Below are 12883 nucleotides of genomic sequence, written 5' to 3'. Positions count from 1 at the left end.
TATTCATACATAGGGTATGCGCTTGGATTCTACGAAGTGACCTTTTGACAAAATAAAAAAACGAAGGGAGCTCCCCTCGCTTTCCATTTATGTGCCACAAAAAGTACGATATGGCTGTGTAGATGGTGCTGGTAATGTTGCGTATTGTAATTGCTCATTAGAATGCTCAAACGGCTTCGCAAGGGCCTTTAATAATTTGTCCATAACACTGTAGTCCCCATTCTCGACTGCAGCTTCTAATGCTTCTTCCACTCGATGATTTCGTGGAATGATCGCTGGATTATGATTACGCATTAATTGCTGAGACATTTCCTTTGTTTGCGATTGCCTAGTTAATCGCTCAAGCCATTTACAATGCCACTCTTTAAATGCCGATGAGCTAAATAGCTGTGATTCATCCCATCTTTCAAAGGTTAATGCAATAAATGTATTTGTATAGTCTGCTTGATATTGCTGCATCAGCTTTAACAGTTCTTCAATAAGAAGCACATCCTGCTCTTCTTCATTAAAAATTCCAAGCTTTGCTCGCATACCTGCTAGCCAGTTATCATGATACAATTGCGGATACTTTTGCAATATTTCTTGAGCTAGGGTTATTGCCTCTTCCTGATTTTCATGAATTAATGGTAATAATGTTTCAGCCAAGCGTGTTAAATTCCAGCCACCTATATTGGGCTGGTTGCCATATGCATAACGACCTTGTCGATCGATGGAGCTGAACACTGTCGCCGGGTCATAGGTATCCATAAATGCACAGGGGCCATAATCAATCGTTTCACCACTAATCGTCATATTATCCGTGTTCATAACACCATGAATAAAGCCCACTAACTGCCATTTTGCAATAAGGGAGGCCTGCTTCCTGATAACCTTCTGAAGTAGGTATAGATAACGATTATTAGACTGATTAGCATTTGGAAAATGTCGCTCTAATGTATAATCTGCCAACATTTTAAGCTCCTCATCTGTTCCCCACTGTGCTGCAAATTGGAAGGTACCTACACGCAAATGACTGCTTGCTATACGAGTTAGAACAGCACCTGGAAGCTCGGATTCACGGAGAATTGTTTCACCTGTCGTTACAACAGCCAAGCTTCGTGAAGTAGGAATACCGAGTGCAAACATGGCTTCGCTCATTATATATTCACGCAGCATTGGTCCAAGTGCTGCCCTACCATCCCCACCACGAGAAAATGGCGTTCTTCCTGAGCCTTTTAGCGCGACATCAAAACGTTCATTATTCGGGGTTATTTGCTCTCCAAGCAACAGTGCTCGACCATCCCCTAACATATTGAAATGACCAAATTGATGACCAGCATAGGCTTGTGCAATGGGATTTCCTCCAGTCGGAACCTTGTTTCCAGCAAAAATCGCCACCGCTTCTTCATTGGATAAGGTTTCTATCGTTAAACCTAATGACGTAGCAACCGCTTCATTTAATTTTACCAACTTAGGGGCACGTACAGGATTAAGTGCTAGTTCCGTATAATAAATGCTAGCAAGTTGGACATAACTATTTTCAAAATTCCATCCAAATATATTTTCCATGTTCTCTCCTTTGTTGTTTTTTATATTTATTTTTTCTTAATCATTAAAATTAATTCATAGTCAATTTTACCACTAAGAAAGCCCACAAAAAATAAAGCCGCTTGCAAATAAAAAATCCGCCTTTACCAATGTAAATAAAGCGGATTTCTACAACTGTTGTTATTCATTTCGCATAAATGTATAAGAGTCTAAAAGCTGGTGATCGTCCGTAAAGAAATCAACTTTAAAAGCTGTCTGATTAATCTCCACAACGGCAAAGCTCTTCTCTTGGCGTCCACGTGGCTTTAATAAGCTCCCTGGATTTAAAAATAAAATATCATCAATCATCTCGGCTCCTAGCATATGAGAATGACCGAAACAAACTATTCGTGCGTTCACTTCTTTCGCTCGGTAGGACAATGATAGAATGGAGCTTTTTACGTTAAATAAATGACCATGGGTAGCAAAGACTTTTATATCGCCAAAATCAATAACTATTTCATCTGGAAAGGCAGGATCTATATCACAATTACCCCGTACTTTTTTCATGCCATCTAATACGTGATGGGAGAAAGGAAGCTCACTATCTCCACAATGAATCAAGATGTCAATGTTCGGGTAAAAGCCTCGAACCTTTTCAATCACGCCGCTATCACCGTGAGTATCGCTCATCACTAGTATCTGCATGGATATCACCTCTTATTTTATAAGATTTGACAATTGTTCCTTCAACTGACGAATTGCATTTCCACGGTGAGAAATGGCAGCCTTTTCTTCTGGTGATAACTCAGCCATCATACGACCTAAGCTTGGTACGTAGAAGATTGGGTCATATCCAAAGCCATTTGTACCGCGTTTTTCAAGGGCAATAACACCCTCACAAGTACCAAAAACTGTAGTTGTTTTAAAATCTGGACCTGCAATGGCAATACAGCAGCAGAAGCGTGCTGTACGATTTTCATCTTCAACATTCTTTAAATTTTCTAGCAGTTTGACTATATTCGCTTCATCATCATGATCACCTGCATATCGTGCAGAATAAACGCCTGGCTCTCCATTTAATACATCAACAGCTAAGCCGCTATCATCTGCAATAACAATTGTGCCAAGCTCTTTTGCTAATGCTTCTGCCTTTAAGACCGCATTTTCCTCAAATGTAGTGCCCGTTTCTTCTATTTCCATTTCTGGTGCCACATCAAACATGGTTACCACTTCATAGCCGAGTGGACCAAATAAAGCTTCGAAATCCTTTGCTTTTCCCTTATTCTTCGTTGCTATTACTACTTGCTTCATTACTTTTGTCCTCCAATTTGATCTGCTATTTCACCAAGTGCCCCTTTTTGCAGTGCAATTAACTCTTGAATACCCTTTTCACCTAGTGCTAGTAAATCATTTAGCTGTGCACGTGAAAAAGTTGATTCTTCTCCAGTTCCTTGAAGCTCAACAAATTGTCCTGCTCCTGTCATCACAATATTCATATCGACAGCAGCATCAACATCCTCTACATAGTTTAAGTCTAATATTGCTCCCTGTTCTTCAACAATCCCAACACTAGTTGCTGCTAAATAGTCAGTCACGGGAAATTTTTCGAAAGGCTTTTCTGCACCAAATTTAGCGATTGCCTGTGTCATTGCAACAAATGCACCTGTAATAGAGGCTGTACGTGTCCCTCCGTCTGCTTGAATAACATCGCAATCAATCCACACTGTTCGCTCACCAAGTGCCTCTAGGTCAACAATAGCACGCAATGCACGACCGATTAAACGTTGGATTTCCATTGTACGACCATTCACCTTTCCTCGAGATGACTCACGTGGTGTACGCTGTGCTGTTGCACGAGGTAGCATTGAATATTCTGCCGTAATCCAACCTTTGCCCTGTCCTCGTAAAAATCCTGGTACCTTATCCTCAATTGTTGCTGTGCAAATCACTTTCGTATTACCTACTTGAATTAAAACTGAGCCTTCTGGGTGTAATAAATACTCACTATCTATTTTTACTGGTCTCAGTGCATCTGCATTTCTTCCATCAAATCTTGTCATCATTTTCGTTCCTCCTAAAAACTTTCGCACTCATCTTATCATACTTTAAACATTCAAAAAAGTGTACGGTTCCCTATGTACGATGCCAGAAACGGCAAAAATCAGCCTAGCCCATCGCTAAGCTGATTTTTATTTTAATGTAATACGTTTAATATTGAGAGTACCTTGTTCAAGCCAATTTTCTGCAATCGAACTGAAAATTGGTACAGATCCCGTGGCGTAAAATTTATGAGCAGGCACAATAGTTGAATCAGCCAACGTGCCATTATACGCAAGCATTTCTTGAACATCCTTTGCTGTTTCCTCCGCAGAAGACAGCACGAAAACATCTTCTCCGACAACAGCTTCAATTTGTTTTTGCAATATTGGATAATGCGTACATCCTAAGATGACCGTGTCAAATTGTTCATTTTTCAACGGCTTTAAGCCTTCAGCAATTAACTTATTTGCAAATCCACCTTTATATTCGCCACTTTCAACAAGTGGTACAAATGTAGGACAAGCAAGTGGAATAATATGTGTTGACGTATTGAGTGATAGTAAGGCTTCCTCATACGCCCCGCTTTTAATGGTTCCTTCTGTTGCAAGCACAACGACTTCATGTCGCTTCGTTTTCTTTACAGCTGCACGTGCGCCAGCATTAATAACGCCTAGTACCGGAAAAGGCATATTTCTTTGTAAACTTTCGAGTGCTACTGCAGTCGCTGTATTACAAGCAATAACAAGCATCTTAATATTCATTTTTTCAAGTGCTTTTGCCATTTGCCAAGTGAAATTCCGTACTTCCTGTCGACTTCTCGGACCATATGGACATCTTGCTGTATCGCCAATGTAGTAAATCGTTTCATTTGGCAAACGTTTCATAATTTCCTTTGCTACGGTTAAACCGCCAACTCCTGAATCAATAACGCCTATCGGGGCATTCATACTTTCCGCCTCAATCCTGTTTCATGTGTACATGTAGTCTTTGTAGATAGCCTGATAATTGTGCGACTTCTTGTTCATTAAAACCTACAAGTTTTTCCTGCAAATACTGTTGTCTTTTTTCAATAACCTCTTGAATAATTCGTTCGCCCTTCTCGAGAAGATGAACAACAACGACACGACGATCATTTTCGTCACGCACTCGTTTCACTAATTCATTTTTCTCCATTCGGTCCACTAAATCTGTTGTTGTACTAAAAGCTAAGTATAATCGGTTTGACAAGTCGCCAATTGTCATATCACCAAGTTCTTCTAACCACTGTAATGCAACAAATTGTGGCGGCGTAATCGCATATTGCGAAACAATCTCTCTTCCCTTTTGCTTCACAATGGCCGCTATATAGCGTAATTCCTTTTCAACCGTTGCAACGGTTTCAGGTGAGTGTTTTGTTACTTCATCCGACATATAACTATTTCACTCCTAAAAATACGTTGAATAGTTCTATTTTGTCGTTTTTTTCATGAAATAGCAAGTGTCCATTAGTCTAATTTAAATTCTTCTAAGCGTAACAGCTCAATTAACGCCTGAGAGCGATTCGTTACACCTAGCTTTTGAATTGTATTGGAAATGTGATTTCGCACTGTTTTTTCACTTATACCAAGTTGCTCTGCTATATCCCTCGTTGTTTTTTCAGCTAATAAAAGCGCAAATATTTCACGTTCTCGATTTGTTAATAGAGAACGATGATGAGAGCCATTCATTTTCAGTTACACCCTCCTCCCCCGCACGTATTGTAACTTATGTTAAGGAGTGAAGAGCGGTGACGGCTATTTTCATGAATATGACGTGTTTCCTTAAAAATTTCGAAAATTACTGACATAAATATATGGAATGTATCGAAAACGACTCTTACTGAACAATAAAGGTTGTTCACTTCCAAAATAAATTCCTTATCACACGAATATAAAATAACGATTTATATTAGAGTATGGAGAGGCTTGCTAGATGATTCCTTGCTTCTTCAGATAAAGATACACTTTTCCCAGTGCGTGGATCCATTTGCACAACTGTACCTCGACCCGTGAAACAAACCTCGTCCCTTTGATTTTTCCCTAAATAATGAATATCTAATGATGAATTTCCTACCTTCGCAACCTTCGTATAAATTTTTAGGACATCATCGAAGAAAACCTGTTTTACATAATCACATTGCAAATCTGCTACGATTGGAATTCCTTCAATATTCTCATCAATTGCAGCTGGCATTAGGACCCCTAAGTGGCGAAAATAATCAATTCGTGCTTGTTCAAAATATGTAAAGCTGACTGTATTGTTCATATGACCGTACATATCTGTTTCAGAAAAACGTACACGTACCTCGATATAAAATGAAAAATCCTTTGTCCATTCCTGAAAATCTTCAATATAATTTGCTTTCATCTTAGCCATCCTCCTAAAATTAGTTCGCCTCCATCTGTTAAAGAAGTTAGCGAATCGATAGATGAATATACATTCATTATAAAGGAGATTATTATATTATCATAGAAATTTCAGCTATTTGCTTGTTTTATTCACAAATTTCCTTAGCTAAAAAAATTCGAATAGAAAAAACCCCTTACACTTTCCGTGTAGGGGGCTTAAGAGAAAGCTTGTACAATTAGTCAACGAAGTGGTCAGAACCGAAGAAGTTACGGAACATTTGCACTGTAGTTGCACGGTTTAATGATGCGATAGATGTTGTTAAAGGAATACCTTTTGGACAAGCAGCAACACAGTTTTGAGAGTTACCACAGTTTGCAAGGCCTCCATCACCCATAATTGCGTTTAAACGTTGGTCTTTAATCATCGCACCAGTTGGGTGAGTGTTAAATAAACGTACTTGTGATAATGGTGCTGGTCCGATGAATGAAGCTTTTTCAGACACGTTTGGACAAGCTTCCATACATACACCACAAGTCATACATTTAGATAATTCATAAGCCCATTGACGTTTACCTTCTGGCATACGCGGACCTTCACCTAAATCATAAGTACCATCGATTGGCACCCATGCTTTCACTTTTTTCAGTGCGTTGAACATACGTTCACGGTCAACTTGTAAGTCACGAATAACAGGGAATGTTTTCATAGGCTCTAGTTTAATAGGCTCAGTCAATTGGTCAACAAGTGTTGAACAAGATTGACGTGGGCGACCATTAATAACCATTGAACATGCACCACAAACCTCTTCTAAACAGTTCATATCCCATGCTACTGGTGAAGTATTTTCACCATTTTCAGTAACAGGATTTTTTTGAATTTCCATTAAAATTGAAATTACGTTCATACCATGACGGTAAGGTACTTGGAATTTTTGCCAGTAGCTATTGCCGCCTTTAGTATCTTGACGTAAAATTTCCACTTTGACCATTCTTCCAGTATTTGCTGCGATTTGCATAACTTTTAGTCTCCTTTCGCAGAGTAGTCGCGTTTACGTGGTGGAATTAAAGAAACGTCGACTTCTTGGTACGTGATGATTGGATTACCAGTAGTTGGATCAAACTTCGCAATTGTTGTTTTTAAGAAGTTTTCATCATCACGGTTCGGGAAATCTGGTTTATAGTGAGCACCGCGAGATTCATTACGCAATAATGCACCTTGTGTCATTACTTTCGCTAGAATTAACATGTTTTTAAGCTGACGTGTAAAGTGTGCACCTTGGTTGCTCCATTTTTGTGTATCATTGATGTTGATGTTATTCCAACGCTCAGTAAGCTCATCTAATTTTTTTAATGTATCTTCAAGTTGGTCGTTATAACGTACTACTGTCATCGTAGCAGTCATCATCTCACCAAGCTCTTTATGAAGCAAGTAAGCGTTTTCCGTGCCGTCCAATTTCATGATAGCATCCCACTTATCTTGTTCTTCTTTAACGCGAGCATCGTAGATTTGTTGTGGTAAGTCTTCTGCATGCTTTTTAAGATGTTTTACGTAGTCTACTGCGTTAGGACCAGCAACCATACCGCCATAAATAGCAGATAATAATGAGTTCGCACCAAGACGGTTTGCACCATGTTGAGAATAATCACATTCACCTGCTGCAAATAGACCAGGTATTTCAGTCATTTGGTTGTAGTCAACCCATAATCCACCCATTGAATAGTGAACTGCTGGGAAAATTTTCATAGGTAATTTACGTGGGTCATCCCCTACGAACTTTTCGTAAATCTCGATGATACCACCAAGTTTAACGTCTAATTCATGTGGATCTTTATGAGAAAGATCTAGGTATACCATGTTTTCGCCATTTATACCAAGTTTTTGGTTTACACAAACGTCGAAAATTTCACGTGTTGCAATATCACGTGGTACTAAGTTACCATAAGCTGGGTATTTCTCTTCTAAGAAGTACCAAGGCTTACCGTCTTTATAAGTCCAAATACGTCCACCTTCACCACGAGCCGATTCTGACATTAAACGGTTTTTGTCATCTCCAGGAATCGCTGTAGGGTGAATTTGGATGAATTCACCATTCGCATAAGAAGCACCTTGTTGGTAAACGATAGAAGCAGCAGAACCTGTGTTAATGACAGAGTTTGTTGTTTTACCGAAGATAATACCAGGGCCTCCAGTCGCCATAATAACAGCGTCTGCACGGAATGATTTAATTTCTTCTGTACGCATATCTTGCGCAACGATACCACGGCAAACGCCATCTTCGTCAATAATTACACCAAGGAATTCCCAGTGCTCATATTTATTAACTAAACCAGCCACTTCGTGAGAACGAACTTGCTCATCTAGTGCATATAGTAATTGTTGACCAGTTGTTGCACCTGAGAATGCAGTACGGTGCATTAAAGTACCGCCAAAACGACGGAAATCAAGAAGTCCTTCAGGTGTACGGTTGAACATAACACCCATACGGTCCATTAAGTGAATAATACCAGGAGCCGCATCACACATACCCTTAACTGGTGGTTGGTTAGCTAAGAAGTCCCCACCATACACTGTATCATCAAAGTGAATCCAAGGAGAATCCCCTTCACCTTTTGTATTTACCGCACCATTAATTCCGCCTTGCGCACATACAGAGTGTGAGCGTTTTACAGGAACTAATGAGAATAAATCAACTTCAGTACCAACTTCAGCTGCTTTAATCGTTGCCATCAGACCAGCAAGACCGCCGCCGACAACAATTATTTTGCTTTTCGCCATGATTATTTCTCACTCCTCTTAAAAAATTGCAATGATTGCATGTGCTCTATAGTAGCTTCTATTAAATTAAACGAAAGCTAAAATAGCAGCCACACCAACTACACTTAGAATTACGAAAAGAATGTTTGTTACATAAGTAGCAATCTTTTGAGACTGAGGAGATTGTACAATACCCCAGCTTACTAGGAATGCCCATAGACCGTTTGATAAGTGGAAAGTTGCTGATAAAATACCAACGATGTAGAATCCAAGCATGATTGGATTAGCAACAATATTCGCCATCATATCGTAATCAACGTGTGTACCAAGCGCTTTTTGAATACGAGTTTGGAAAATATGCCATGCAATAAAGATCACTAAGAATACACCCGTAAAACGTTGTAATGAGAACATCCAGTTACGGTATGTGCTGAAACGTCCTGTATTAGGTGTAGCAGTGAATGCGATGTAAACACCATAGAATGCGTGGAACATTAATGGAATATAGATGACAATCCATTCAACTAGGATAAGGAATGGAATCTTTTCCATTACTGCGGTAGCATCGTTGTAACTTTCTGCTCCGCCTGTTGCTGTAAAGTTAATGAACAGGTGCATCGTTAAGAACAGACCTACTGGAATGATCCCAAGTAGAGAATGTAAGCGACGCCATAAAAACTCTCGATCTTTCGACAAGACTGTTACCCCCCTTAGTACTTAAAATAGCACAACAAAAGAAGTCATCATTTTGTAAATGATACTTCATTGACTGTGTATTTCATCATGGTACAATATTATGACATGTTTATTGTACTCTCAAGAGCTACGAGCGTCAAGGTAACTTGGAGTTTTTCATAGTCCTCATTAAAGAACTAATCTAGTACATGATGCATCATTTTTTCTCGAAAAAACTATCTTTACTTTATCGGCGTTAAATTATAAGAAAATTCTAAGAAAGAAGGATTTCAATGTTAAACCCTCCATATCCTACAATCTCATCGTTTGGCTATGAGATTATCCGTGATCATATTTTGTCTTCTATTCTTGGTAAACACGAAGAAGATGTACTTTACTGGGCTGGTAAAGAGCTTGCTAGGAAGTTTCCTTGTAAAAGTCAAGAGGAACTTATCGCATTTTTCGCAGATGCCTGTTGGGGTACCCTTGAATTAATCAAGGAAACAAAAGATGGGCGTATATTCCAGTTGACAAATGACCCAGAGCTGTTATTAGTTGGGCATCGTTGCTTTAGATTGGAAGCCGGTTTTATAGCTGAGCAAATTCAACAAGCTAAAGGCTATTTAACAGAGTGCTACGACGAAAAACGAATCAAACAGGAGCACGTTATGTTCACTGTGAAGTGGGATGTTAAAGAAAGAATTATGAATACTATACCAACAGAGTAAAAAAAGGATTGCATCCCTCTCTTTATTTATGGGATGACAATCCTTTTTTATAGTTGCGCATGTCTTTCTTTTAACAGTATATCTATTAATGCAATAAAGGCTTCTAATATATTAAGTGAGTGTTGTATCATTTCCTCTAAATTACCAATCGACAGTTCGTTTACTAATTTTTGAGCAGCAGTATGTACGAATTCATGCGGTTGCTCTATATGACGATACTCTGATAAATAATCATACTGCTCAAAATGTCTATAATACCATTGTCCAAAAGCACATTGATGATGTGTTTTTAAAATATCCTTTTGTCCTGCCTTTTGAATCGTATTTCGTAAAAAGCTTGCATGATCCATTAATCTTGCTGCTAACTGACTAATGATGGTCTGCTCTGAAGGTTTGCGAATGGTTGGTACAATAGCTTTTAGCATTTCAGTGACTTGATTTTGAATCGTCTCGGAGAAATCACTAGTATGTGATAATTCTGTTGTTGTGACAGCCAAACGATCAATCGCTACTACATTTTCCTCAGATGCAACTGTTATTTGGTGGACTCCATGCGCTACCTCTTCAATACTTTTACTTGTAATAGATAGATTCGTAATATTGTCTTTCATATTGCTTAAGAAATTGGTGAAATAGTGTTCTACCTGTTCAATATTCGTTATTGTATAATGTAATTTCTCATCAATGACTGATCGGATTGTAGTCATTTCTTTTAAAGAACCTTTGGAGCTATTGGCTAACTTTCCTACCTCCATAGCCACAACATTAAAACCTTTTCCATGCTCACCAGCACGTGCAGCTTCAATGGAGGCATTTAACGCAAGCAGTTGTGTTTGATCTGCAATCGTTGTTACGCTTTTACCTATGTGATTCATTTTATTCATTTCATCTTTCAGTTGCTCAGTTGAATGAGCTCCCTGGATTAATAACCCCTGAACGATTTCACCTTTTGTAATCGATGACTCCATCTCTTTCACTAATTGGATAGAATGCAGTTTGATTTCTTGAATGTTTGCATTCACATTTTGTTCTACCGCTAATATTTCTTCTGTGTTCGACGACATTTCTTCACTCATTGCTGAAATATCCCCTACACTTGTTGACACTCCCTGCACCTTTAAAGCTGTTTGAAAATTAATTAATTCCATATGCGCTAGTACAAAATCTAATATTGCATTTTTCACATCAATACTTTCCTGTGCAAGTTCCAATTCTAGAATTCGTTTTTTCAGTAATTGTATTTCAGAATCATTGCACTGTTTTACACCTTCATCAATTGGCTTTTGAAATAGACCAAATAATGCCATTCAAATACTCACCTCTTCCTTGGTAAAACATGTAATCATTCTCTATTATATAACAATCAATTTCGATAAAACATTAAATTGATGTAAACACCTATATATAAAAAGGATGTGGCTATTGGCACATCCTTTCATTCTTACATATAAAGTGCTTGCTCTAAATTAAATTCATCATGTAAAGCATTAGCTGCATGAATCATGTCATCTTGAGACACGACAACCGACACTTTTATTTCAGATGTACTGACCATCTTAACAGGGATGCCTTCATTTCGTAAACGGTCAAACATTCGTGCAGCAACGCCTGGATTAGACGCCATCCCTGATCCGATAATAGATACCTTTGCCAAGCCAACTTCAAAATCAGCAAAGCTAAACCCAAGCGATAGTTTACTTTCTTCTAGAACGCGCAATGTCTCTGCAAACTCTTCTTTTAAAATCGTGAAAGATACAGTTGGTTTAAGACCGTCGATGATCGCTTGCACGATGATATCCACATTAATGCGATAATCTGCAAGTATCGTAAATATATCTGCCAACGAAGCATCCGAATAAGCCTCATAACCTACCGTTAAACGAATAACGTCTGATTCATAGGCAACACCACGTACAATCGAATTTTTTTCCATTTCCACTTCCTCCTTCAATAAAGTACCTACTGTATCTTTTTCATATGATCGAATAATAACTGGTATTTGAAACTTCTTTGCTAATTCTACAGCTCGAGGATGTAAGATATGTACACCTAAATTCGATAACTCTAACATCTCATCATAGGAAATTTCCTTTAACTTTTGTGCACCTTTTACATTATTTGGATCAGCAGTATAAACGCCATCCACGTTCGTGTAAATATCCACACGCTCCGCATCTAATGCTGCCGCAATGGCCACAGCTGTCGTTTCTGCTCCACCTTTCCCAAGAGTCGTAATATTTTGTAAATGATCAATACCCTGCTCCCCAGCAACTACGATAATTTGCTTCTGGGCCAAATGCTCTTCTAATCGACTATCATCTATATACTCAATGTGTGCATTAACATGCATTTCATCTGTCTGAATACCTGCCTGCCAGCCTGTTAACGACACTGCCTCATAGCCTTCTTCCTGTAAGGCAATGGCCACTAAGGCGCTTGATAACTGTGAGCTCGTTGAACGCAGCACATCTAATTCACGCTTAGACGCATCATCAGATAAATCACGTGCCATTTTTGTTAATTCTTTCGCTGAACTCCCCATTGCTGCAGTGACAATTACAACATCAAGCCCTTTTTCTTTTTCATTAATCGCCTTTTTCGCAACCTCATGAATGTGTGCAGTTGAAGCTAATGCAGCGCCACCAAATTTCATTACAATTCTCGCCATCCTGATTCTTCTCCTTTTCATCTATCTCTAATTTACCGTCATTTCTAATCGGAGTATCTGCTAGAAAACAATCAGAACCACCAGTCTAACTGGTGGTTTGCTCTACGCGTGAAACGCTGGGGTACTGGCCCATGTCTAAAGA

General features: G+C 38.8%; 14 protein-coding genes. 1 reads left to right on the top strand and 13 read right to left on the bottom strand.

Going from position 1 to position 12883, the window contains the following annotated elements:
- Nucleotides 1-87 precede the first annotated feature (87 nt).
- The 11 genes from AC1RNS_RS21160 to AC1RNS_RS21110 all read right to left on the bottom strand — a co-directional run bounded on the left by AC1RNS_RS21160 (nt 88) and on the right by AC1RNS_RS21110 (nt 9366).
- A complete protein-coding gene (locus AC1RNS_RS21160) occupies nt 88-1548 on the bottom strand; it encodes a protein adenylyltransferase SelO (protein ID WP_492995535.1) in 1461 nt (486 codons plus the stop codon).
- Between the two features lie 159 nt (nt 1549-1707).
- Nucleotides 1708-2214, bottom strand: a complete 507-nt coding sequence (locus tag AC1RNS_RS21155; RefSeq protein ID WP_492995534.1) for a metallophosphoesterase — start codon at nt 2212-2214, stop codon at nt 1708-1710.
- Between the two features lie 12 nt (nt 2215-2226).
- Nucleotides 2227-2820 carry an XTP/dITP diphosphatase gene (locus tag AC1RNS_RS21150; RefSeq protein WP_492995532.1) on the bottom strand — a complete coding sequence of 198 codons (594 nt, stop codon included), beginning with the start codon at nt 2818-2820 and terminating at the stop codon, nt 2227-2229.
- Nucleotides 2820-3569 (bottom strand): ribonuclease PH, encoded by a 750-nt coding sequence (gene rph, locus AC1RNS_RS21145; RefSeq protein ID WP_492995593.1) that lies wholly within the window; start codon nt 3567-3569, stop codon nt 2820-2822. The genes AC1RNS_RS21150 and rph overlap by 1 nt, the downstream gene beginning before the upstream one ends.
- A gap of 129 nt (nt 3570-3698) precedes the next feature.
- Complete coding sequence (gene racE, locus AC1RNS_RS21140; protein WP_492995531.1) at nt 3699-4496, bottom strand: glutamate racemase; 798 nt, start codon at nt 4494-4496, stop codon at nt 3699-3701.
- 10 nt (nt 4497-4506) lie between these two features.
- Nucleotides 4507-4959 (bottom strand): MarR family winged helix-turn-helix transcriptional regulator, encoded by a 453-nt coding sequence (locus AC1RNS_RS21135; protein WP_283869081.1) that lies wholly within the window; start codon nt 4957-4959, stop codon nt 4507-4509.
- A gap of 74 nt (nt 4960-5033) precedes the next feature.
- Complete coding sequence (locus AC1RNS_RS21130) at nt 5034-5255, bottom strand: helix-turn-helix domain-containing protein (RefSeq protein WP_004226437.1); 222 nt, start codon at nt 5253-5255, stop codon at nt 5034-5036.
- A gap of 220 nt (nt 5256-5475) precedes the next feature.
- Nucleotides 5476-5934 carry an acyl-CoA thioesterase gene (locus AC1RNS_RS21125; protein ID WP_492995528.1) on the bottom strand — a complete coding sequence of 153 codons (459 nt, stop codon included), beginning with the start codon at nt 5932-5934 and terminating at the stop codon, nt 5476-5478.
- A 217-nt stretch (nt 5935-6151) separates the two neighbouring features.
- The gene (gene sdhB / locus AC1RNS_RS21120; RefSeq protein WP_283869083.1) at nt 6152-6931 is read right to left on the bottom strand and encodes a succinate dehydrogenase iron-sulfur subunit; all 780 of its coding nucleotides are present in this window, start codon (nt 6929-6931) and stop codon (nt 6152-6154) included.
- Between the two features lie 5 nt (nt 6932-6936).
- Nucleotides 6937-8691 (bottom strand): succinate dehydrogenase flavoprotein subunit, encoded by a 1755-nt coding sequence (gene sdhA, locus AC1RNS_RS21115; protein WP_492995526.1) that lies wholly within the window; start codon nt 8689-8691, stop codon nt 6937-6939.
- Nucleotides 8692-8757: 66 nt separating this feature from the next.
- A complete protein-coding gene (locus tag AC1RNS_RS21110) occupies nt 8758-9366 on the bottom strand; it encodes a succinate dehydrogenase cytochrome b558 subunit (protein WP_492995524.1) in 609 nt (202 codons plus the stop codon).
- Between the two features lie 272 nt (nt 9367-9638).
- Here AC1RNS_RS21110 and AC1RNS_RS21105 point away from each other — a divergent pair, with 272 nt between their 5' ends.
- Nucleotides 9639-10073, top strand: coding sequence for a YslB family protein (locus AC1RNS_RS21105; protein WP_492995523.1), 435 nt, complete (start codon nt 9639-9641; stop codon nt 10071-10073).
- A 47-nt stretch (nt 10074-10120) separates the two neighbouring features.
- Here the strand turns inward: AC1RNS_RS21105 and AC1RNS_RS21100 are convergent, their stop codons facing one another.
- A complete protein-coding gene (locus tag AC1RNS_RS21100; RefSeq protein WP_492995522.1) occupies nt 10121-11380 on the bottom strand; it encodes a methyl-accepting chemotaxis protein in 1260 nt (419 codons plus the stop codon).
- Between the two features lie 134 nt (nt 11381-11514).
- On the bottom strand, nt 11515-12741 hold the full coding sequence (locus tag AC1RNS_RS21095) for an aspartate kinase (protein WP_492995521.1): 1227 nt from the start codon (nt 12739-12741) through the stop codon (nt 11515-11517).
- Nucleotides 12742-12883: the final 142 nt, after the last annotated feature.

It is taken from the genome of Lysinibacillus sp. GW821-FHT14F06, from assembly GCF_058803665.1.
Note: the sequence above shows the minus strand (reverse complement) of the source record. Positions and strands in the feature narration are given on the sequence as shown.

Coding starts and splice junctions, on each gene's coding strand:
- AC1RNS_RS21135 (WP_283869081.1), bottom strand. CDS start 4,959: ATGTCGGATGAAGTAACAAAACACTCACCTGAAACCGTTGCAACGGTT.
- AC1RNS_RS21125 (WP_492995528.1), bottom strand. CDS start 5,934: ATGAAAGCAAATTATATTGAAGATTTTCAGGAATGGACAAAGGATTTT.
- sdhA (WP_492995526.1), bottom strand. CDS start 8,691: ATGGCGAAAAGCAAAATAATTGTTGTCGGCGGCGGTCTTGCTGGTCTG.
- rph (WP_492995593.1), bottom strand. CDS start 3,569: ATGACAAGATTTGATGGAAGAAATGCAGATGCACTGAGACCAGTAAAA.
- AC1RNS_RS21150 (WP_492995532.1), bottom strand. CDS start 2,820: ATGAAGCAAGTAGTAATAGCAACGAAGAATAAGGGAAAAGCAAAGGAT.
- AC1RNS_RS21105 (WP_492995523.1), top strand. CDS start 9,639: ATGTTAAACCCTCCATATCCTACAATCTCATCGTTTGGCTATGAGATT.
- AC1RNS_RS21130 (WP_004226437.1), bottom strand. CDS start 5,255: ATGAATGGCTCTCATCATCGTTCTCTATTAACAAATCGAGAACGTGAA.
- AC1RNS_RS21100 (WP_492995522.1), bottom strand. CDS start 11,380: ATGGCATTATTTGGTCTATTTCAAAAGCCAATTGATGAAGGTGTAAAA.
- racE (WP_492995531.1), bottom strand. CDS start 4,496: ATGAATGCCCCGATAGGCGTTATTGATTCAGGAGTTGGCGGTTTAACC.
- sdhB (WP_283869083.1), bottom strand. CDS start 6,931: ATGCAAATCGCAGCAAATACTGGAAGAATGGTCAAAGTGGAAATTTTA.
- AC1RNS_RS21160 (WP_492995535.1), bottom strand. CDS start 1,548: ATGGAAAATATATTTGGATGGAATTTTGAAAATAGTTATGTCCAACTT.
- AC1RNS_RS21095 (WP_492995521.1), bottom strand. CDS start 12,741: ATGGCGAGAATTGTAATGAAATTTGGTGGCGCTGCATTAGCTTCAACT.
- AC1RNS_RS21155 (WP_492995534.1), bottom strand. CDS start 2,214: ATGCAGATACTAGTGATGAGCGATACTCACGGTGATAGCGGCGTGATT.